This window comes from Kitasatospora sp. NPDC058046, assembly GCF_042885595.1.
Lineage (GTDB): Bacteria > Actinomycetota > Actinomycetes > Streptomycetales > Streptomycetaceae > Kitasatospora.
The window spans coordinates 43,151-63,889 of sequence record NZ_JBHVRS010000007.1 but is presented as its reverse complement, the minus strand read 5'-3'; the positions used below and the strand labels follow the sequence as shown (position 1 = coordinate 63,889).

General features: G+C 73.9%; 16 protein-coding genes. 10 read left to right on the top strand and 6 right to left on the bottom strand.

What is annotated here, in order from left to right:
- Window positions 1-24: 24 nt before the first annotated feature.
- On the bottom strand, window positions 25-978 hold the full coding sequence (locus ACFVU7_RS16650) for an oxidoreductase (RefSeq protein WP_388045639.1): 954 nt from the start codon (window positions 976-978) through the stop codon (window positions 25-27).
- Window positions 979-1,159: 181 nt separating this feature from the next.
- Between ACFVU7_RS16650 and ACFVU7_RS16645 the strand changes: the two genes are divergently transcribed.
- Genes ACFVU7_RS16645 through ACFVU7_RS16635 form a run of 3 tightly spaced genes read left to right on the top strand, consistent with a single transcriptional unit; the run spans window position 1,160 to window position 3,503 of the window.
- Complete coding sequence (locus tag ACFVU7_RS16645; RefSeq protein ID WP_388045637.1) at window positions 1,160-2,050, top strand: glycerophosphodiester phosphodiesterase; 891 nt, start codon at window positions 1,160-1,162, stop codon at window positions 2,048-2,050.
- A 10-nt stretch (window positions 2,051-2,060) separates the two neighbouring features.
- Window positions 2,061-2,456, top strand: a complete 396-nt coding sequence (locus ACFVU7_RS16640) for a hypothetical protein (protein ID WP_388045635.1) — start codon at window positions 2,061-2,063, stop codon at window positions 2,454-2,456.
- A 15-nt stretch (window positions 2,457-2,471) separates the two neighbouring features.
- The gene (locus ACFVU7_RS16635; RefSeq protein ID WP_380776699.1) at window positions 2,472-3,503 is read left to right on the top strand and encodes a hypothetical protein; all 1,032 of its coding nucleotides are present in this window, start codon (window positions 2,472-2,474) and stop codon (window positions 3,501-3,503) included.
- A 10-nt stretch (window positions 3,504-3,513) separates the two neighbouring features.
- Here ACFVU7_RS16635 and ACFVU7_RS16630 read toward each other — a convergent pair whose 3' ends face one another.
- Window positions 3,514-5,106 carry a M4 family metallopeptidase gene (locus ACFVU7_RS16630; protein WP_074003656.1) on the bottom strand — a complete coding sequence of 531 codons (1,593 nt, stop codon included), beginning with the start codon at window positions 5,104-5,106 and terminating at the stop codon, window positions 3,514-3,516.
- A gap of 159 nt (window positions 5,107-5,265) precedes the next feature.
- Here ACFVU7_RS16630 and ACFVU7_RS16625 point away from each other — a divergent pair, with 159 nt between their 5' ends.
- The gene (locus tag ACFVU7_RS16625; protein ID WP_388045633.1) at window positions 5,266-5,667 is read left to right on the top strand and encodes a GNAT family N-acetyltransferase; all 402 of its coding nucleotides are present in this window, start codon (window positions 5,266-5,268) and stop codon (window positions 5,665-5,667) included.
- 70 nt (window positions 5,668-5,737) lie between these two features.
- Window positions 5,738-7,066 carry a hypothetical protein gene (locus ACFVU7_RS16620; RefSeq protein ID WP_388045631.1) on the top strand — a complete coding sequence of 443 codons (1,329 nt, stop codon included), beginning with the start codon at window positions 5,738-5,740 and terminating at the stop codon, window positions 7,064-7,066.
- 48 nt (window positions 7,067-7,114) lie between these two features.
- Here the strand turns inward: ACFVU7_RS16620 and ACFVU7_RS16615 are convergent, their stop codons facing one another.
- Window positions 7,115-9,214: an AMP-binding protein gene (locus ACFVU7_RS16615; protein ID WP_388045629.1), complete on the bottom strand. Its 2,100-nt coding sequence runs from the start codon at window positions 9,212-9,214 to the stop codon at window positions 7,115-7,117.
- Window positions 9,215-9,416: 202 nt separating this feature from the next.
- Here ACFVU7_RS16615 and ACFVU7_RS16610 point away from each other — a divergent pair, with 202 nt between their 5' ends.
- The 5 genes from ACFVU7_RS16610 (at window position 9,417) to ACFVU7_RS16590 (ending at window position 14,761) form a co-directional block, all read left to right on the top strand.
- Entirely contained in the window at window positions 9,417-10,241 is an 825-nt protein-coding gene (locus ACFVU7_RS16610) for an ABC transporter ATP-binding protein (RefSeq protein WP_049655803.1), read from the top strand.
- Between the two features lie 194 nt (window positions 10,242-10,435).
- Entirely contained in the window at window positions 10,436-11,584 is a 1,149-nt protein-coding gene (gene efeO, locus ACFVU7_RS16605) for an iron uptake system protein EfeO (RefSeq protein WP_117486588.1), read from the top strand.
- 114 nt (window positions 11,585-11,698) lie between these two features.
- Window positions 11,699-13,000, top strand: coding sequence for an iron uptake transporter deferrochelatase/peroxidase subunit (gene efeB, locus ACFVU7_RS16600; RefSeq protein WP_049655800.1), 1,302 nt, complete (start codon window positions 11,699-11,701; stop codon window positions 12,998-13,000).
- Window positions 13,001-13,048: 48 nt separating this feature from the next.
- Window positions 13,049-13,897: an iron uptake transporter permease EfeU gene (gene efeU, locus ACFVU7_RS16595; RefSeq protein WP_380741450.1), complete on the top strand. Its 849-nt coding sequence runs from the start codon at window positions 13,049-13,051 to the stop codon at window positions 13,895-13,897.
- 252 nt (window positions 13,898-14,149) lie between these two features.
- The gene (locus tag ACFVU7_RS16590; RefSeq protein WP_388045626.1) at window positions 14,150-14,761 is read left to right on the top strand and encodes a DUF4232 domain-containing protein; all 612 of its coding nucleotides are present in this window, start codon (window positions 14,150-14,152) and stop codon (window positions 14,759-14,761) included.
- Window positions 14,762-14,900: 139 nt separating this feature from the next.
- Here the strand turns inward: ACFVU7_RS16590 and ACFVU7_RS16585 are convergent, their stop codons facing one another.
- The 3 genes from ACFVU7_RS16585 to ACFVU7_RS16575 form a co-directional block, all read right to left on the bottom strand.
- The gene (locus tag ACFVU7_RS16585) at window positions 14,901-17,462 is read right to left on the bottom strand and encodes an ABC transporter permease (protein ID WP_388045624.1); all 2,562 of its coding nucleotides are present in this window, start codon (window positions 17,460-17,462) and stop codon (window positions 14,901-14,903) included.
- 62 nt (window positions 17,463-17,524) lie between these two features.
- Entirely contained in the window at window positions 17,525-18,295 is a 771-nt protein-coding gene (locus ACFVU7_RS16580) for an ABC transporter ATP-binding protein (protein ID WP_049655792.1), read from the bottom strand.
- 213 nt (window positions 18,296-18,508) lie between these two features.
- Entirely contained in the window at window positions 18,509-20,635 is a 2,127-nt protein-coding gene (locus ACFVU7_RS16575; protein ID WP_388045622.1) for a restriction endonuclease, read from the bottom strand.
- Between the last annotated feature and the right edge of the window lie 104 nt (window positions 20,636-20,739).

Here is a 20,739-nt window from a genome sequence, read left to right as displayed (position 1 = left end):
CCGGGGGCCGCGCCCGGTTCCGGCTCAGCCCGTGGAGGCCACGTCCGCGTGGGCCCGGCCCGCGTGGGCCTCGTCCAGCAGCGCCAGCTCCTCCGCCGACAGCCGCAGCGCCCCGGCGGCGATGTTCTCCTCCAGGTGCGCCACGTCGCCGGTGCCCGGGATGGCCAGCACGTGCGGGCCGCGGTGCAGCGTCCAGGCCAGCCGGACCTGGGCGGTGCTCGCCCCGCGTGCCTCGGCCACCGCCCGGACCTGGGCGGGCTCGGCCTCCCCGGCGCCGTCCTGCCGCCCGGCCCCGGCGATCGCGTAGAAGGGGACGAAGGCGATGCCCTGCTCCCCGCAGATCCGCAGCAGCTCGTCCTGCTCCGGCGTGGCGCCGATGCCGTACGGGTTCTGCACGCAGACCACCGGCGCGATGGCCTGAGCCTCGGCGAGCTGGTGCGGGTGGACGTTGGACAGGCCCAGCTGCCGGATCAGCCCGGCCTCGCGCAACTCGGCCAGCGCGCCGAAGCGTTCGGCGACCGAGTCGGTGCCGAGGATGCGCAGGTTCACCAGGTCGAGGTGGTCGCGGCCGAGCTGGCGCAGGTTCTGCTCGACCTGGGCGCGCAGGCGCGCGGGAGTGCGGGCGTGCTCGACCCACTCGCCGTCGATGCCGCGGCCGGGGCCGACCTTGGTGGCGATCACCAGGTCGTCGGCGTACGGCGAGAGCGCCCGGTTGATCAGCTCGTTGGCGGAGCGCAGCGGGGAGAAGTAGAAGGCCGCCGTGTCGATGTGGTTGACGCCCAGCTCGACCGCGCGGCGCAGCACCCGCAGCGCCTGTTCACGGTCGCGCGGGACGGCGTGCGGGACGAGTGCCGGGCCGGTCTGCGGCAGGCGCATCGTGCCGAAGCCGATCCGGTGGACGGTGCGGTCGCCGAGCTTCCAGGTGCCGGCGGCGGCCGCAGTGGCGGCGGGGGTGGTGGCGGTGCTGTCGGACGTCATGCCGGTCATGATCGCTACTGAACCGGTCTGACCGCCAGTGATTCGAACATGTCCATGAGGGTGGGGGCGGGGGCCGCGTTGGGGGAGGGGTGGCCGGGCGTTCCGCCGTCCGTCGTCATGTCGGCCGGGCACACCGGTGTCGGCGGCGAGGGCGCGTCCCGCCGACCGTAGCGTGCGGGACATGACACCCCAACGGCACCCCCGGCACCCCTACACCCGACGGGCCGTCCTCGTCGCCGCGCTGCTCGGGGCCGCCCTCGGCGCCGTCGCGCTCACCGGGGCACCGGCGCGACCGTCCGCCGCCCCGATGCGCCCGACCGGTGCGCCGCCGACCGTGTACGCGCACCGCGGCGCCTCCTCCGCCGCGCCCGAGAACACCCTGGTCTCCGACGAGGTGGCCCGCCGGGCCGGCGCCGAGTGGATCGAGGACGACGTCCAGCCCAGCAGGGACGGCGTCCCGTACGTGCTGCACGACGACACGGTGGACCGCACCACCGACGGCACCGGCCGGATCCGCGAGCTGACCGCCGCCCAGCTGGACGCGCTGGACGCCGGCTCCTGGTTCGCCCCCGCGTACGCGGGCACCCGGCTGCCGACCCTGGCCGCCCAGCTGGAGGACCTGCGCACCCGCGGCGGCAGGCTGCTGCTGGAGATCAAGGGCCCGCACAGCCGCGACGAGGTCGCCCGGATCGTCAAGGAGGTGCGCGACCACGGCATGGCCGACCGGGTCCTCGTCCAGAGCTTCGAGGTCGACGCCCTGCGGTACGCCCGCGAGCTGGCTCCCGAGCTGCCGCTCGGCCTGCTGCGCTCCACCCCGGACGCCGACCCGGTGGCGGTCGCCCGCGACCTCGGCCTGTCCGCCTACAACCTCGCGGACGACGCGCTGTCCGCCCGCCCCGGCGTGGTCGGGGAACTGCACGCCGCCGGGGTGGCGGTGAACGTCTGGACGGTCGACCGGCCCGCCCGCTGGCAGGTGCTCGCGGCGGCGGGCGTGGACGGGATCATCACCAACCGACCGGCAGAGCTGGCCGGTTGGAGCGCGGCCTGGTCGGCGCGGGGCGCCGCCGGTTAGGCTGCCGGGCGTGGAGCAGGAGAACGCGGCGGGCGCCCGGCCGGTGGACGAACAGGCCGGGGCGGACTGGATCCGCCGGCATCTCGGCGTGGTCCTGGAGCCGCAGGGCTCGCTGACCGCCTTCGACGGGCGCCTCGTCATCGACCTGGACACCCGGGTCGTCACCGTGGACGGCCGTGAGGTCCGGCTCCACCGCTCGGACGTCAAGCTGCTGCGCGGCCTGATCGAGCTGGGCGAGGGCGTGCACGCGCCGGACACGATCCTGTGGAAGGTCTACGACGCGTCGCTCCACCCCCATGAGCTGAGGTACCCGATGGCGCTGCTGCGGGCGAAGCTCGGCGAGCCCGACTGGATCGTGCGGACCGAGGAGGGCCGCTACGGCCTGCGGCCCCCGGAGCTGACGTAGCCGCATACTGACGGCATGACGGGTGGAGACGGCGGCCGGGGTCCGGACCGGCGCGGGGTGCTGCGGGCGGGTGCGGCGGCGGCGCTGGCGCTGGGCGCGGCGGGGTGTACGGGCGGGAGCACGTCACGGGCGGCCGGGCCGAGTCCGAGCGCGACGACGCCGGGAACACCGACCGCAACACCCGCGCCCGAAACGCCCACGCCCACGGTCACCCCGCTGCCCCGCCCGCCCCTCTGGCAGCCCGGCCCCGGCGAGATCCAGCCCGACGTCAAGCGCCGCGCCGTCGAGCTGGTCGCCGCGCTCGGCGACTGGCCGCCCGGCGGGCAGGGGGTGGAGGCGGCCCGGGCCCGGGTGGCGGCGCTCGGCCTGCCGCCCGCGCTGGCCGATGCCGCCGGTCCGTTGGCCCCGGCGGCGTCGGAAGCGAGCCTGGAGGTGGTGGTCGCCCAGTACGGCGGCATCCTCGACGACTCGGCGAGCGTGCTGGTGGTGTGCCGCCAGTGGACCCGCGGCCCGGACGGCTCGGTGGCCGAGGGCGGCACCACGGTGGACGTCCGGCTGGGCCGGGCCGAGCCGCGCTGGACCGTCACCGACCTGCGTCCGGGTGTCGCGGGCCCGGCGGCCGCCGCGCCGTCGCCCGCGGTGGCCCGGGTGCTGGCCGAGCCCCGGATCGAGCTGCCGCCGGAGGCCGCCGCCGACCTGCGCGGCGGCACGGTCCACGACAGCGTGCTGGAGGCGATGCTGCGGCTGGCCGGCCCGTACACGCTCTCGGTGAGCGTGGTGCGGACCGGCCACCCGCTGGACGTCTTCGGGACGACCCGGCCCAGCGACCATCCGCTGGGCCGGGCCTTCGACGTCTGGCGGATCGACGGCCTGGCGGTGGTGGACCCGGGTACGTCCCGGCAGCTGGTCGAGTCCTTCATGCGGGACGCGGCCGCCGCCGGTTCGTACAACGTGGGTGGTCCGGTGGCGGTCCCGGGCGGCGTCGGCAACCAGTTCTTCACCGACGACACCCACCACGACCACTGCCACGTGGGCTTCAACCACTAGGCACCGTACGTCAGTTGACGTTGACGCCGCTCCAGGCCGCCGCGACCGCGTTGTACTCGGCGCTGCCGGCGCCGTACAGGTCGCGGGCCGCGTTCAGCGAGGCGGAGCGGGCGCCCTTGTAGGTGGTGGTGGAGGTCATGTAGACGGTCAGCGCGCGGTACCAGATCTTGGCGACCTTGGCGTTGCCGATGCCGGCCAGCGTGGAGTTGTTGCAGGTCGGGCTGGTGTAGGTGACGCCGTTGACGGTCTTGGTGCCGCTGCCCTCGCTGGCCAGGTAGAACCAGTGGTTGCCGACGCCCGAGGAGTAGTGGACGTCGAGCTTGCCGACGCCGCTGCTCCAGCAGTCGGCCGAACGGCCGTCCAGCGAGGGCTTGTCGAAGCGGCGCAGCCACGGCGGGGTGGACTGGTCGCTGAACAGGTAGTCGCCCTTGTCGACGCTGTTGTTGGCGTACCACTCGACCATGGTGCCGAAGATGTCGCTGGTGGACTCGTTGAGGCCGCCGGACTCGCCGCTGTAGCGCAGGTTGGCGGTGGCGCTGGTGACGCCGTGGGTCATCTCGTGGCCCATGGTGTCGAGGTCCACCTGCTCCGGGTCGGTGGTGCCGTCGCCGTCGCCGGTCATCATGCAGAAGCAGGTGTCGGACCACTGGGCGTTGTCCCAGTTGGTGCCGACGTGGACGAAGACGGTGGCGCCCTTGCCGTCGTTCTTGATGCCGCTGCGGCCGTGGACGTTCTTGTAGTAGTCGTACGTCCAGGCGGTGTTGGCGTGGGCGTCGACGGCGGCGGTGGTGCGGTTGGAGGAGAACTTCTTTCCGTCGCCCCAGACGTTGGTGGTGCTGGTGATCGCGGTGCCGGAGGAGGCCTTGAGCGAGCTCGCGGCGACGTTGTTGGCGTCCTTGGTGACGTGGCCGCGGACCGGGTCGGTCAGGGTGTAGCCGCCGTTCGCGGCGGTGGTGTCGATGGTGACCGTGCCGGTGTACTCGGAGTTCCCGGTGCCGGCGGCCTGGTGCTCGGCGTCGTAGGACTCGATCTGCTCGCCCGTGGTGGCGTCGGTGACGACCACCTTGCCGGCCGGCTGGCCGTGCTCGCCGGTGCCCTCGACGGTGGTGCGCCAGGCCAGCCGGGGGGTGCCGTCGGCGGCCCAGACGACCAGCTCGGGGCTGCTGACGGCGTCCTTGACGCCCGGGGCGGCGGCCAGCGCGCCGGCCGCGCCGGACTGCGCGGTCACCTTGGGGACGGTCGACTTCACGGCGGCGTCGTGGGCGGCCGCGCGGGAGGAGTCCTTGAGCCGGCCCTTGGCGTCCTGGTGGACGACCAGGTCGCCGCCGACCACCGGCAGGCCCTGGAAGGTCCGGTCGAAGCGGACGTGGGTGGCACCGTCGGCGTCGACCACGACGTCCTTGAGCACGAGGTCCTGGCCGGCGCCGAAGCCGAACACCCCCGCGTTGTGGGCGACGTTGGCGCGGGCCTGGGATATCGCGGCCTCGCGCATGCCGGGGGCGGCGGAGGCGGTGGCGGCCGGGACGGTGGCGCCGGCGAGGGCGGCGACGACCACGAAGGCCGCGGCCACGCGGGCACGGCGGGAGGAGGACGTGGGGATCACTCGGACTCCAGTGGGGGTAGCTGTGCAGGGAAAGGAGCTGCGACCGAGATTGACGGGGGTCAGTCAGATTGAGCTAGAGGAAAGGTCATAACTTTGCCAAGTCGTGTCCTTGGTCGATAAAAAATGATCGGAAGTTAACAAGGGCTCTACAGTGCCGTCGTGACGATCGACTACCTGTGGCGCGGCCCGCTCACCGATCCCGAACTCGACGCCCTGCACGCCGAGGCCTTCGGCCACCCCGTGGAACCCGGCGGCCGGCTCGCCCGGCTGGAACGGCACAGCCTCGGCTGGGTCACCGCCCGCCGAGCCGCCGACGGCGCCCTGCTCGGCTTCGTCAACCTCGCCTGGGACGGCGGCGTCCACGCCTTCCTGCTCGACACCGCGGTCTCCCCGGACGCCCGGCGGCAGGGCGTCGCCACCCGGCTGGTCGCGGAGGCCGCCGACGGCGCCCGCGCGGCCGGCTGCGCCTGGCTGCACGTCGACTTCGAGCCGCACCTGCGCCCCTTCTACCTCGACGCCTGCGGCCTGCGCCCCACCGACGCCGGGCTGTTGGCGCTCTGACACCTTGCCGCCGGCCTCCGATGCTCCGACACTGGGCGGCCGGCCCTCCCAGGCTCTACGCTTCCGCCCCATGGACGGATGGGTGGGGGCCTGGACCGGCGGCCGGGCGGCGGTCCACGTGGGCGACGTCGCGGACTTCAACGCGCAGTTCCTCGCCCCCGGCATGGACCCGGCGCAGCGCCTGCGACGGCTGCGGCACGCCCACCACTACGCCTGCCTGGCCGCCTGCTACAGCCCCGAACCGGCGCTGCTGGTGCTGCCGGCCGAGGTCGCCCCGGAGTGGACCGACTGGCTGGCCCGGGAGTTGGTCTGGGGCCCGGTCGAGGTGCACAGCGGCGTGGCACCGGACCGCACGGTGGCCGAGGCCCTCGCTGACCGTCCCGCCCTGGCGGCCCGGATCGCCGACTCCGGCCGTCCGGTGGTGGGGTGGGGCCGGACGGCCGCGCAGGGCGAGGGGCCCGAGCTGGCCGCCGTCCGCCGCTACGAGTCCAAGGCCGCCGCGCACGACCTGTTCACCGCCCTCGCCCCCGGGCATCCCGGCATCCGGGTGCCGCACCAGGAGCGCCCGGGCGGCCGGCGCCGGGCGGCCCGCCGACTGACCGCCCGCGCCCTCCGGGGCCTGACCACGGTGCTGAAGAGCCCGTACGGCGTCGGCGGCTACGGCACCGTCGTGGTGGAGCCCGCCGAACTGTTCGCCGCGGGCGGCGGCCGGGCCCTGCTGCGGCGCCTGGTCCGCACCGAACTCCTGCCCACCGACGGGGAGTTGCTGCTGGAGGAGTACGTCGACGCCGGCCCGTCCGCCCGGCTCCGCGACCTCACCCAGGACGCCCTGGTCGGCCCGGACGGCACCGTCCACCCGGTCGGCGCGGGCGCCATGGAGGTGGCCGGCACCCGCTACCAGGGCGTCACCGTCGGCCCCGGCGCGGTGCCGAGGGACGCCGCCGACACCGCCCGCCGGTTCGCCGTGGCGGTGGGGGAGCGGCTGGCCGCCGAGGGCTACCGGGGCTGGTACGACGTCGACTTCGTCACCGACCGGGAGCGCCGGCTCGCCCCCACCGAGATCAACCTGCGGCTCACCGGCCCGGCCGTCGCCCTCGTGCTGCGCGCCCGCCTCGACGCGGTGCGCGGCCCCGGCCACCTGGTCCGCACCCTGGACGCGATGCCGCTCGGCGCCCGGCTCGACCAGGCCGCGCTGCACGACCACCTGGAACGGCTGCGGCCGCGCTGCGCCCGGATCGGCGTCACCCTGCTGCCGCTGATCCCGACCGCCTCCCGCGAGCCGGAGCCCTTCGTCGGCCTCGCCCTGGCCGGGCCGGACACCGAGTCGCTGGACGCGGCCGAGGCGCTGGTCGCCGCCGCGAACCACGGGCTGGCCCGGATGTTCGAGGCGCTGCGCTGAGCCGCCGGCGACGTCGGGCGCGCCTGGGCAGCCGCCGCCGAGGTCCCGTCACTCCTTCCCGGCCGGCGGCCGCCAGAGCACGAAGCGCACCAGCACCAGCGCCGCGAGCATCAGCGGGACGTTGAACGCGAACACCATCGCCGTCTCGCGCGGCCAGTCGGTGGCCCTGGTGAGCCGGTAGAGGTTGTCCTGCGGCCACCAGTTGACCAGCAGCCAGGCGATCGCCAGATGGGTCAGCACCGACAGCCCGAACGGCCTGCCCAGCCGCAGGACGGCCTCGAAACCGATGGTGAGGTAGACGATCCCGGCCCCGAAGGCCAGGTTCTCGCAGAGGTACAGCAGCTGGAAGAAGCCGCGGTACGGGGAGGGGACGCCCGTGAGGTCGGTCGAGCCGGGGAAGAGCGCGAAGGTCATCGCCCAGGCCGCGAAGGCGAACACCAGGACGCAGACCACCGCCGCGCAGCCGCCGGTGAAGCCCGCGTCCCCGGAACGCCGGCCCCCGGCCTTGCCGCCGCCCTTGCCGCCGCTCCGCCCGCCCGCCTTGGCGGAGCGCGGGGCGGCGTGCTCCGGCGGGGCCGGCAGCGGCAGTGCCGCGCGGTCCAGCTTGCCCGCCCGGGTGCGCGGCAGCTCGCGCAGCGTGACGACGGCGGCGGGCACCGGGCGGCCCCTGAGCTTCCTCTCCAGGTACTGGGAGAGCGACCAGCCGTCCGCCCCGTACACGGCCGGATCGGTCACCGCGTAGCCGACCAGCCGCCGCCGCCCCGGTACCGGCTCCACATAGACGACGGCCGCCTCCCGCACCGCCGGGTGCCCGCGCAGCGCGCCCTCCGCGTGGACCGCCGCCCGCACCCGCGCCAGCACGCCGGTCGGCCGCTCCGCGCCGAGCGGGCCGACCACGGTCGCGGCCCGGGCGGTGAACTCCAGCACGCCGTCCGCCCGCAGCACCCCGAGGTCGCCGGTCAGCAGCACCCGGCCGTCCGGGTCGAAGTCCGCGCGGACGAAGCGGCGGGCGGTGTCCGCCGGCCGGTTCAGGTAGCCGCGGGCCAGGCCGGCGCCGGCGATCGCGACCTCCCCCGTCATGCCCTGCTTGGCGGGGGTGCCGTTCGGGCCCAGCACGTACACCCGGGTGCCGGGGAAGGGCCGGCCGACCAGCGAGACCCGTTCGGCGCCCTCGGCGGCCGCGGTGCCCCGGGCGTCGAACCAGGTGCTGTCCACGGTGGCCTCGGCCAGCCCGTAGACGTTCAGCACCCTCGCCTCCCCGCCGAGCAGCCGTTGCAGGCCCAACTGCTCGTCCAGGTACCACTTCTCGGCGCCCACGGTGAGCAGCCGCACCCCGGGCAGCCTGCCGCCGGTCCGCGCCAGCAGGGCGGTCAGCCGGCGCGCGGTGCGGACGTTCAGCTCCAGGACGGTGATCCGCTCGGCGGCGACCAGGGCGGGCAGCGCGCCGAGGTCGGCGGCGCGGTCCAGGGTGAGGTTGAACGGGGTGACGACCAGGGTCGCGCCGGTGCCGAGGGCCCGGACCCAGTCGGCGGTGAAGACGTCGAACTCCAGGCTCGCGGTCTGCAGGATCCGGTCCTCGGCGGTGAGCCCGTACACCTCGCGCCAGCCCTCGTACGCGGCCAGCAGGTTGCGGTGCTCGATCAGCGCGCCGAGGGGCAGGCCGGTGGAGCCGGAGGTGTAGAAGACGCAGGCGAGGTCGGCGGCGGTGACCTCGGGCGGCTCGAAGGGGGCCCGCGCGGGGGCGGCCGTGTCGACGCAGACCAGCGGCGCCCCGCCCGCGTCCGCCAGTCGGACCCGGTGGCGCTCCTCGGTCACCACCACGTCCGGTGCGGCGTCCGCCAGCACGTGCCGCAGCAGCGCGTCCGGTGCGGTGGGCTCCAGCGGCACGAACGCCGCGCCCGCCGTCAGCACGGCCAGCAGCGCCACGTACACCTCGGTGCCCCGGCCCAGCGCGACCGCCGCCCGGCCGCCCGGGGCCAGGCCGCGCTCCGCCAGCACGGCGGCCAGCCGCCCGGCCCGCTCCACCAGCTCCCCGTACGTGAGCTCCTGCCCGCCGCAGCGCACGGCCACCGCGGCCGGCGCCCGGCGGGCCCGTTCCTCGACCAGCCCGTGCAGCGTGCCGGCGGCCCGTTCCCCGTCCGCGGTCATCGAGTCCCCCCTCGTCCCCCCTCGGAAAGGGCACCATCCTCCTCCCAACTCCCGCCGGGCGACAGGGTTCTGGCGCGTCCACCCCTCGGACGCCCCGACCTCCCGCGACTCGACGGTTGTACTCTGCACGCGGACGGACGGCGCCGGACCGTCCCGTGCGGCGCCCCGCCCGCACCCTGCCCGGCACCGTGATCGGAGTCCCATGAACTCATCCGCCCCCGACTTCGCCGGGCCGGTGCTGCGCACCCGCGACGTGGACGTCGTGCGCGACGGCCGCCACCTGCTGCGCGGGATCACCCTGGAGATCCGGCCCGGCGAGCACTGGGCGCTGCTCGGCCCCAACGGCGCCGGCAAGTCCACCCTGCTCGCGCTGCTCGGCGCCGTCTCCCACCCCACCCGCGGCGAGGTGGACGTGCTCGGCCGCCGGCTCGGCCGGGTGGACGTCCGCGAGCTGCGCGCCCACCTCGGGCACGTCAACCCGCGCCACCCGCTGCGCTCGCCGCTGAGCGTGCGCGAGGTGGTGCTCACCGGCTACACCAACACGATCGAGCCGGAGTTCCACCGCAAGCCGGCCCCGGAGGCGCTGGAGCGGGCCGAGCAGCTGATCGACACGCTCGGCATGCGCGCGATGGCCGAGGCCGCGTGGACGACGCTGTCCCAGGGCGAGCGCGGCCGGGCCCTGATCGCCCGCGCGCTGATGCCCAGCCCCCGGCTGCTGCTGCTCGACGAGCCCGCCACGGGGCTCGACCTGACCGCCCGGGAGCTGCTGCTGGACAGCCTGGACCTGCTGCGCCACCAGCACCCGGAGCTGGCCAGCGTGCTGGTCACCCACCACCTGGAGGAGCTGCCGGAGAGCACCACCCACGCCCTGCTGCTGCGCGGCGGCGAGTGCGTGGCGGCCGGGCCGGTGGACGAGGTGATGACCACGGAGCTGATCAGCGAGACCTTCGGCCACCCGATCCGGATCAGCCGGCACGAGGGCCGCTGGACGGCCCGGGCCGCGGCCCGCCGGACACCGGGACGGTAGCCGCCGGCCGGGACGGTGGCGGCCTGCCGGGCAGGACGGCCGCCCGCCGGACACCGGGACGGTAACGGTTCAGGGGGTGGGTGTAGACGGAAAATCGTCTTTACGTAAGGTATGCCTTAGCTAATGATGGTCTGCTGGTCCCCGGTCGGCCGCACTGCCTTGGCACACCCATGCCCTTTCCCGTTGGAGCCCGCATGTCCGCCCGTCGCCGTTCCACCGCAGCCGCGCTGCTCACCCTCGCCGTGGCGACCGCAGCCCTGGCCGGCTGCGCGTCCAAGAAGGACGACAAGGCCGGCGGCTCCGACGCGGTCAAGGTGAACGCGACCGACACCGCCTGCGAGGTCTCCAAGACCACCTTCCCGGCCGGCCACGTCGTCCTGGACATCAGCAACAAGGGCTCCAAGACCACCGAGGTCTACGTCTACGGCGACGGCGACAAGATCGTCACCGAGCGCGAGAACATCGGCCCCGGCACCAAGGCGAGCATCAACGCCGAGATCAAGGCCGGCTCGTACGAGATCGCCTGCAAGCCCGGCATGGTCGGCAACGGCATCCGCCAGAAGATCACCGTCACCGGCGAGGGCGGCAGCGCCGCGCCGGCCGACCCGCGCCTGGCCGCCGCCGTCGACGCCTACCGGAAGTACGCCCAGGAGCAGGCCGACGCCACCATCCCGGCCGTCGAGGCCTTCGCCGCCGCGATCAAGGCGGACGACCTGGAGAAGGCCAAGTCGCTGTACGCGCCCTCGCGCACCGGCTGGGAGCGCACCGAGCCGGTCGCCGAGAGCTTCGGCGACGTCGACCCGAAGACCGACACCCGCGAGGACAAGCTGGAGCCGGGCCAGGCCTGGACCGGCTGGCACAAGCTGGAGAAGTCGCTCTGGGCCGACGCGAAGATCGGCGACGACGAGAAGAAGCTCGCCGACCAGCTGGTCGCCGACCTCAAGGACTGGCAGAAGAAGATCCCCGAGGCGGAGATCACCGCGACCAGCATGGCCAACGGCGCCAAGGAGCTGCTGGACGAGGTCGCCACCAACAAGATCACCGGTGAGGAGGACCGCTACAGCCACACCGACCTGGCCGACTTCCACGCCAACGTCGAGGGCGCGCAGAAGGCCTACGAGCTGCTGAAGCCGGTCGCCTCCGAGAAGGACGCGGAGCTGGCGAAGACGCTGGACTCCGAGTTCGCCGCCATCAACACCCTGCTGGCCAAGTACAAGCAGGCCGACGGCACCTTCACCTCCTACGACAAGGTCACCGAGGCCGAGCGCAAGGCCTTCTCCGACGCGGTCAACTCGCTGGGCGAGCCGCTGTCGAAGCTGGCCGCCGCCGTGGTCGTCAAGTAACCGGCCACCCCACCCCGAAGTACCCCGCCGACGCCGTGGCGGCCCGCGATCCGGGCCCCACGGCCTCCGCGGGTCAGCGCAGAAGTCCAGCACAGTAGAAGGGCCCGCCCGCCGATGGACGCGGAGAACGAGCAGCAGAACGGGACGCCGGCCGCCGCCGACGCCACCGGGACCAGGGGCGCGGTCAGCCGACGCGCCGTCATCGGCTGGGCCGGCGCGGGCGTCGCGCTCGGCGCCGCCGCCGTCGGCTCGGTCGCCGCGGCCACCCGGCAGGACGACGCCGTCCCGGTCGCCGCCCCCGTCGGCGCCGAGGTGCCGTTCTACGGCGAGCACCAGGCGGGCATCTCCACCCCGGTCCAGGACCGGCTGCACTTCGCCGCCTTCGACGTCTCCGAGAAGGCCACCCGGGAGTCCCTGGTCAAGCTGCTCAAGGAGTGGACCAAGGCCGCCGCCGCGATGACCGGCGGCCGCGAGGTCGGCACCGGCGCGGTGCCCGGCTCGCCGGAGGCGCCGCCGGACGACACCGGCGAGGCCCTCGGCCTGCCCGCCTCCCGGCTCACCCTGACCATCGGCTTCGGGCCGAGCCTGTTCGAGAAGGACGGCGTCGACCGCTTCGGCCTCCAGGCCAAGCGCCCCGAGGGCCTGATCGACCTGCCGAACTTCAAGGGCGACAAGCTCGACCCGACCCGCAGCGGCGGCGACCTCTGCGTCCAGGCCTGTGCCGACGACCCGCAGGTCGCCGTGCACGCGATCCGCAACCTGGCCCGGATCGGCATGGGCACCGTCAACATCCGCTGGTCGCAGCTCGGCTTCGGCAAGACCTCCTCGACCACCCCGGACGAGCAGACCCCGCGCAACCTGATGGGGTTCAAGGACGGCACCCACAACATCGCGGGCACCGACGGCGCGAAGCTGGCCGACCACGTCTGGGCCGCCCCCGGCGACGGCCCGGAGTGGATGACCGGCGGCTCCTACCTGGTCGCCCGGCGGATCCGGATGCACATCGAGACCTGGGACCGCGCCTCGCTGAAGGACCAGGAGGACACCTTCGGCCGCACCAAGGGCGAGGGCGCCCCGTACGGCAAGGGCAAGGAGCACGACGCGCCGGACCTCGCGGCGATGCCCGCGACCTCGCACGTCGCCCTCGCCCACCCGGACGCCAACAGCGGCCTGATGATCCTGCGCCGCGGCTTCTCCTTCACCGACGGCACCGACGGTCTCGGCCGCCTGGACGCCGGGCTGTTCTTCCTCGCCTACCAGCGCGACACCCGCAAGGCCTTCGTCCCGCTCCAGCAGAAGCTCGCGGCGAGCGACAAGCTCAACGAGTACATCCAGCACGTCGGCTCCGCCCACTTCGCCTGCCCGGCGGGCGTGCGCAAGCCGGGGGAGTGGTGGGGCCAGGCCCTCTTCGGCTGACACCCCTCCTGTTCTCCCGTACCATCTCGACACCCCCCAGGAGCCCGCGTGTTCGGCAACTACCTGATCGGCCTGCGCGAAGGCCTCGAAGCCAGCCTGGTCGTCTGCATCCTGATCGCCTACCTGGTCAAGACCGGCCGCAAGGACCGGCTGCCGCCGGTGTGGATCGGCGTCGGCTCGGCCGTGGCGCTCTCCATGGCCTTCGGCGCGGTGCTCCAGTTCGGCTCCTCGCAGCTCACCTTCGAGGCCCAGGAGGCGCTCGGCGGCTCGCTGTCGATCATCTCGGTCGGCCTGGTGACCTGGATGGTCTTCTGGATGCGGCGCACCGCCCGGCACCTGAAGACCGAGCTGCACGGCAAGCTGGACGCGGCGATCGCGATGGGCACCACCGCCCTGGTGGTCACCGCCTTCCTGGCCGTCGGCCGTGAGGGCCTGGAGACGTCCCTGTTCATCTGGACCGCCGTCCAGGCCACCGGGGACGGCTGGAACCCGCTGATCGGCGCCGCGCTCGGCCTGCTCACCTCGGTGGTGCTCGGCTGGCTGTTCTACCGGGGCGCGCTGAAGATCAACCTGGCCAAGTTCTTCACCTGGACCGGCGCGATGCTGGTCGTGGTCGCGGCCGGCGTCCTCGCCTACGGCGTGCACGACCTCCAGGAGGCCGGCTGGCTGCCCGGCCTGCACAGCACGGCCTTCGACATCTCCAGCACCATCCCCAAGGACAGCTGGTACGGCACCCTGCTGAAGGGCGTGTTCAACTTCCAGCCGGACCCGACGGTGCTGCAGCTGGTGGTCTGGCTGCTCTACCTGGTCCCGACCCTGGCGGTGTTCTTCAACGTCCTCGGCGGCGGCAGGAGCAAGAAGCCCGCCCAGCCGGTGGCCGCCAAGCCGGCCGCCTGATCCGGCCGTTCGACCTGTTCCACCCGTAGCACCCGCTCCACCCCGCTCCACCCGTACCGCCCCGTCCGGCACCCGCCGGTCGGGGCGGTTTCGTACGAGCGGAGCCAGTTCTCGCCAGGAGCGGTCGGAACCAGTCAGGAAGACGACGAAAACGGTCAGCTCTGACAAACTGCAGTCCCAGTGGAACCGTTGCGCCACCACCTTCGTACTTAGGGTGACAGCACCATGCCATTACCCACACATGGGGGGAACATGACCGTTCGCAGGCCTGCCAGGTTAGTCGCCGCCGGTGTCGCCGCCCTCGCGGCGACCGTGTTGCTGACCGCGTGCGACGACGTGAAGTACACCGACGACAAGCCGGGCGACCCGAAGGCGAGCGCCGCCGGGGCCACCGTCCCGGGGGACCCGATGGCCGGCCAGGCGGCCGGTTCGCGCTGCAAGAGCGACGACATCACCGCCACCGTGCAGCTCAAGGGCGCGGGCTCGGCGATGCTGACGATCAAGAACAAGAGCAGCCACAACTGCACCCTGTACGGCTACCCGGGCTTCGGCGGCCTGAAGGCCGACAACAGCGCGGACGCGCTGGCGGCCAACCGCGAGTCGCACCCCGGGCCCGCGGTGCTGGTCACCCTGAAGCCCAACAAGTCCGGCTACGCGGGCATCAAGTGGAGCGCCTGCGACAAGTCGGACGCGACCTGCCACGTGCTCACCGGCCTCCAGGTCACCGCGCCGGACGAGACCACGGCGGTCAACGCCGAGGTGCTGGGCACCGACGGCAAGCCGGCCGGCCAGCTGCTGGTCTCGGCCGCCGGGCTGACCACCGGCACCCTGCAGCCGAACAACGAGAAGGTGCTGTTCAACTGATCCGCTTCACCCGATCCGGTTCACCTGATGCTGTCCGGTTGACGATGTCCACCTGATGATGCTCGCCTGATGACACGACGGAGCCCCCGGGCCGGTTCTTCCGAACCGCCCCGGGGGCTCCATCCGTTCCGGGCCCGGACTACTGGCTCTTGATCGAGTCCAGGATGTCCAGCTTCGCCGCCCGGTGGGCCGGCCAGAGCGCGGCCAGCAGGCCGATCACGGCGGCCGCGAGCAGGAAGCCGACGGTCTGCACCGGCGGCACCACGGTGGTGATGCCCTTGAGGCTGTCCGCCAGCGTGCGCACACCCGCCCAGGCGACCAGGATGCCGAGTCCGACACCCACCAGCCCGCCGAACAGCGCGATCAGCAGCGACTCCAGCCGGACCATCCGGCGGATGCCGAGCCGGTCCAGGCCGATCGCCCGCAGCATGCCGATCTCCCGGCGGCGCTCGAACACCGACATGGCCATGGTGTTGACCACGCCGAGCACCGCGATGACCACGGACATGCCGAGCAGCCCGTACATCATGTTCAGGATGCCGGTGATCATCTGGCGGTTCTCCGCCTTGATCTCCTTCGCGCCCTTGACCGCGATCAGCGGGTTGCCGCCGGTCGCGTCGCGCAGCGCCTGCTTCAGCTCCTCGGTCGCGCCGTTGGTGCCCTTGACCAGGACCTTCTCCAGGCCGGTGGCGGGCGCCAGGTGCGGGGCGACCACGGCCTCCGGGACGATGACCGAGGCCAGCGCGGTGTTGGCCTCCAGGATGCCGCCGACGGTCAGCGAGCCCTTGGCGCCGTCCGGGTAGGTGACGGCGAGGGTGTCGCCGACCTTGTAGCCGGCGCGCTCGGCGCGGCCCGAACTGACCAGCAGCCTGCCCTGCTTGAGGGCGTCCGGGGAGCCCTCCTTGACCTTGACGGTGGCCACCTGGTCGATGGTCGCGGCGTCCACCGCCGTCATCCACTCGCTGTCCTCGCCGTTCTGCCCCGTCTTGACGGTGACGCTGCGCTCGGCGCTGATCACGCTGACGCCGGGCGCCTTGGCGATCTGGGCGGCGACCTCGGGGGAGAGCTTCGAGAAGTTCTGCATGGCGACGGTGTAGTCGGCCTTGAGGTCGGTCTCGGCGGCCTTGTCCACGGCCTGGTTCACCGAGGCGCCGATCACCGTCAGCGAGGTGATCAGGGTGACGCCGATGGTCAGCGCCGAGGCGGTCGCGGCGGTGCGGCGCGGGTTGCGGACCGCGTTCTCCTGGGCCAGCTTGCCCGGGGCGCCGTACACGGCGCGCAGCAGCGGGGCGAACAGCGCGATCAGCGGCCGGGACAGCAGCGGAGTCAACACGAACACGCCGATCAGCAGCGCGCCGGCGCCGAGGCCGACCAGCTTGACCTCCTTGCCGCCGACACCACCGGCCAGCGCGGCGAGGCCGGCCAGGGAGAACAGCAGGCCGATGGTGTTGCGGATCCGCAGGCCCTTCTGGGTCGCGGGCTGCTCGGCCGAGCTCATCGCCGCCACCGGGGCGATCCGGGAGGCCCGGCGGGCGGGCAGCCAGGCGGCCAGCACCGTCACCAGCACGCCGACCGCGAGCGCGGCGACCACCGTGGTCGGGGCGATGATCAGCGGGCCGTCCGGCAGGTTGGCGTCCATCGGGCCGTTGAGCAGCGACTTGAGTCCGGCGGCGATGCCGATGCCCGCCAGCAGACCGGTCACCGCGGCGGTCAGGCCGACCAGCACGGCCTCGATCAGCACCGAGCGGGTGATCTGGCGGCGGGTGGCGCCGACGGCGCGCAGCAGCGCCAGCTCCTTGGTGCGCTGGGCGACCAGCATGGTGAAGGTGTTGGCGATGATGAAGATCCCGACGAACAGCGCGATGCCCGCGAAGCCCATCAGGACGGTGGTCAGGACGGTGGTGCCCTTCCTGATCATCTCGTCCTGCTCGGCGGCGAGTTCGCGGCCGGTCTTCGCCTCGATGGAGTCGCCCTGCGGGACGGCCTGCTTGACGGCGGTGAGCAGCGCGGCGTCGTCGGTGCCCGGCTTGGACCTGACGTCCAGCTCGGCGTAGCGGCCCGGGGTCAGGTAGAGCTGCTGGGCGGTGGCGGTGTCGAAGGCGGCCAGCGAGCCGCCGGCCACCACGCGCGGGTCGTTGGTGGTCAGGGTGCCGGTGAGCTTGAGCTTCATCACCGGGCCGTTGACCGCGACCCGGACGGTGTCGCCGACCTTGTAGCCGCCCTTGTCGGCGGTCTTGCGGTCCAGCGCGATCTCGGTGGCGTCCTTCGGGCCGCGGCCCTCGACCAGCGGGTAGCGCGGGTCGGTGCCGTCGGCGCCCGGCACGTAGTTGGTGCCGGTGGTGGAGAAGCCGTTGCCGATCAGCGCGCCCTTGGTGTCGGCGATGCCGGCGAAGCCGCTGACCACGCCGCGGACCTCGGCGACGCCGGGCACCGCGGCGACCTTGGCACGGGTCTCCTCGGTGAGCGTCGGGCCGGCGAGCTGCTCGCCGCGGTCGTCGCTGAGGTTGCGGGCCTCGCGGTCGGCGACCGTGACGGCGACGTCGGTGTAGCTCTTGGAGTTCTGGGTCCTCAGCGCGTTGCCGAAGGTGTCGGAGAAGACCAGCGTGCCGGACACGAAGGCGGTGCCGAGCATGACGGCCAGTACCGTCATCAGCAGCCGGCCCTTGTGGGCGAGCACATTGCGCAGTGCGGTGCGGAACATGAGGGAGTGTCAGTCCTGGGGGTACTCGGGGGACGGGTGGCTTCGGGCCTCGGTGGGCCGGATCAGCTGGTGCGGCCCTTGGCGTCGAAGCGGCGCATGCGGTCCAGGACGGTGTCGGCGGTGGGCTGGTGGAGTTCGTCGACGATGCGGCCGTCGGCGAGGAAGACGACGCGGTCGGCGTAGGAGGCGGCGACGGGGTCGTGGGTGACCATGACGACGGTCTGGCCGAGCTCGCGCACGGAGTTGCGCAGGAAGGAGAGGATCTCGGCGCCGGAGCGGGAGTCGAGGTTGCCGGTGGGCTCGTCGGCGAAGATGATGTCGGGCTTGCCGGCGAGGGCGCGGGCGCAGGCGACGCGCTGCTGCTGGCCGCCGGAGAGCTGGGAGGGGCGGTGGCTGAGGCGGCCGGAGAGGCCGACGGTGTCGACGACGCGGTCGAGCCAGGGCTTGTCGACCTTGCGGCCGGCGATGTCCATGGGGAGGGTGATGTTCTCCAGGGCCGTCAGCGTGGGGAGCAGGTTGAAGGCCTGGAAGATGAAGCCGATGTGGTCCCGGCGCAGCTGGGTGAGCTGCTTGTCCTTGAGGCCGACGAGCTCGGTGTCGCCGATGGTGGAGGAGCCGGAGGTGACGGTGTCGAGGCCGGCCATGCAGTGCATGAGGGTGGACTTGCCGGAGCCGGAGGGGCCCATGATGGCGGTGAACTCGCCCTGGGGGAACACGACGCTGACGTTGTCGAGGGCGACGACGCGGGTCTCCCCCTCCCCGTAGACCTTGTTCAGGCTGGTGGCTCGGGCGGCCGCGCGGCCGGTGTGGACGGCGGTTGCGGGGAACGTCACGTGGACTCCTCGGGCTGATTAACGGAATGTTTAACTCCGTAACATCATCCCAAGCTGTTCGAATGCGATTCGTATGCCACGCGGAGGGTCGGCCCCCGCCGACCCGGCGGGACGGCGGGGGGCCTTCTCCTCCTCAGGTATGACGCCGGACCCTGAGGACCAAGGGCCCCGGCAGGTTCCGGACGGTTCCGGAAGGGGCCGGGGCCCGGCCGACTACTCGACCGCCACGCCGAAGGCCGCCGCCAGCCCGGCCAGGCCGTTCGTCACCGCCCGCCCGGACGGGCTGAACTCCCAGCCGCCGGCGGCCCGGCGGAACGCCCCGAGCAGCATCGCGCTGTCCGGCACCCCGCCGGTCGGGCCCGCCCAGGCGTCCGGTCCGCCGGCGCCCGGCCCGTACGCGGCGGCGAGCGCCAGCCCGTGCACGTAGCCGAGCGGCAGCGCCGGGTGGTCCTCCTCCTCGGTGGAGACGGCGACCACCACCTCCTCGACGGCGGCCGGCAGCCGGTGCAGGTCCAGGGCCAGCCGGGCCGCCCGGGTCGGCTCGCCCGGCACCGAGCGGGTCGGGTGCAGCCGCACGGCGCCGTCCGGGTCCTGCGGGCTGTTGAAGAACACGAAGTGCTCGTCGCTCAGCACCCGGCCGCCGGCGCACAGGAAGGCGGTGACGTCCAGCTCCACCGCGTCCCCGCCGGCCGTCCGGCTCTGCCAGCTCACCGTGAGGGCGGTCTCGCGCGCCTCCTCGGACCGGTCGTTCGCGACGGCCGAGGCGGCAGCGGAGGAGCCGTCGCCGCCGAGCCGGCCGCGCAGGCCCTGCTCGGCGAGCAGGGCGACCAGCTCCGGGCCGCTCACCAGGGCCAGCGGCTTGCCCTCGATGTAGCTGTACGAGCCGCGGCCGAAGCCCGCGGTGGTGACCAGGATGCCCTTGATCGCGCCGTGGTGGCGGACGGTGGACTCCAGGTCGCGCACCGCCGTCGGCGGGACGGTCTTCTTGTAGCGCTTCGCCTGGATCACGATCGTGCCGCCGGTCACCGGGTCCAGGTCCTCGGCCACCACGTCCACCCCGACGTCGCCGCTGCGGGCCGTGGTCATCACCCGGAAGCCGCGCAGCCGGAACAGCTCGGCGATCAGCTCCTCGAAGTCCAGCGGGTCCATCTCGAACAGGTCCGGCTCGTCCTCGCCGCCGTGCCCGGCCAGGCTCCCGCCGACGCTCTCCGGCCGCCGGTCCGGCCGCACCTCGTCCAGCCGCTCCGGGCGCGCCGACAGCCGGCCGCCCAGGCCCTGGAAGCACTCCACCGGGTCCACCCGGTCCAGCGCCAGGGCGGCGAAGCCCGCCCGGGTGGCGGTCAGCGTGGAGAGGAAGCGCTCGGCCTCCCGGCCGGTCGCCGGGTCGATGCCGAGCACGAAGCCGTTCAGCACCACCGAGTCCAGCAGCCCGTCCCGGTCCGCCCGGAACAGCTCCACTGCCACCCGCAGCGCCGACTGCGCCAGCACCTCCCGGTACAGCGCCTTGCGCTCCGTCGCCGGGCGGGCCACCTCCGCCTCGCGGTCGTCCGACTTCACGTACCGCACCCGGCCGGCGGCCGGCACCACGTCCGGCCCGGGCAGCTCCCAGTCCACCACCAGCTGCCGGCTCCCGGCGTCGAACGCCGCCGCCAGCCGGTGCGGGAAGCCCTCCGGCCAGGCCGCCGAGGCGTACAGACCGGCCGTGAAGTACTCCTGCACCGCCTCCGGCTCGCCCGCCCGCAGCCGGCGCAGCAGCTCCTCGGTCCGGGCGGCCAGCTCCTCCTGCTGCCGGCGGGACTGCTCGACCCCGGCCAGGTACTCCTGGTGGTACGCGGCCAGCCGGTGCTGCCGGTCCACCTCCCGGGCCTGCGCGGCGTACCAGTCCTGCTCGAACCGGGCCCGGGCCTGGGCCAGGTACTGCTCGTACTGCTGCCGCACCCCCGGGTTGCGGGCCTGCACCGGGTCCGGCGGCGGCACGAAGTACCGGGCCGAGGACTGGTCCGGCATCGGCACCGGCTCGCCCAGCGGCCCCGGATCGAACGGCGGCACCGCCCGCGGCGCCAGCAGGGCATGCGGGCCGAAGGCCGGCGCGGCCAGCCCGGCGGCCAGCAGCCCCCGCAACTCCTCGACCCGGGCGTCCAGTTCGGCCGTCCGCCGGGCCACCTCCGCCTCCCGCGACTGCTGGTAGGCGCGCTGCGCCTCGCGCTCGCCGCGGGCCGCCGCCTTCTGCACCTCCCGCTGCTCCCGCTCCCGGCGGCGCTGCTCCGCCGCCTCGGCGCGCCACCGGGCCTCCTCCCGGCGCTGCTGCTGTCGCTGCGCCTCCGCCCAGATCGCCAGCACCCCGCTGCTCCGCCGCCCCGACACCGTCCGCCCACCCCATTCGCCTCGCGCCCGATGCGGCCGCCGCGGCGCCGCCTCCCGACCGCGCCGCCGACCGCGCCCGC

Coding starts and splice junctions, on each gene's coding strand:
- ACFVU7_RS16650 (WP_388045639.1), bottom strand. CDS start 978: ATGACGTCCGACAGCACCGCCACCACCCCCGCCGCCACTGCGGCCGCC.
- ACFVU7_RS16645 (WP_388045637.1), top strand. CDS start 1,160: ATGACACCCCAACGGCACCCCCGGCACCCCTACACCCGACGGGCCGTC.
- ACFVU7_RS16635 (WP_380776699.1), top strand. CDS start 2,472: ATGACGGGTGGAGACGGCGGCCGGGGTCCGGACCGGCGCGGGGTGCTG.
- ACFVU7_RS16620 (WP_388045631.1), top strand. CDS start 5,738: ATGGACGGATGGGTGGGGGCCTGGACCGGCGGCCGGGCGGCGGTCCAC.
- ACFVU7_RS16615 (WP_388045629.1), bottom strand. CDS start 9,214: ATGACCGCGGACGGGGAACGGGCCGCCGGCACGCTGCACGGGCTGGTC.
- ACFVU7_RS16610 (WP_049655803.1), top strand. CDS start 9,417: ATGAACTCATCCGCCCCCGACTTCGCCGGGCCGGTGCTGCGCACCCGC.
- efeO (WP_117486588.1), top strand. CDS start 10,436: ATGTCCGCCCGTCGCCGTTCCACCGCAGCCGCGCTGCTCACCCTCGCC.
- efeB (WP_049655800.1), top strand. CDS start 11,699: ATGGACGCGGAGAACGAGCAGCAGAACGGGACGCCGGCCGCCGCCGAC.
- ACFVU7_RS16590 (WP_388045626.1), top strand. CDS start 14,150: ATGACCGTTCGCAGGCCTGCCAGGTTAGTCGCCGCCGGTGTCGCCGCC.
- ACFVU7_RS16585 (WP_388045624.1), bottom strand. CDS start 17,462: ATGTTCCGCACCGCACTGCGCAATGTGCTCGCCCACAAGGGCCGGCTG.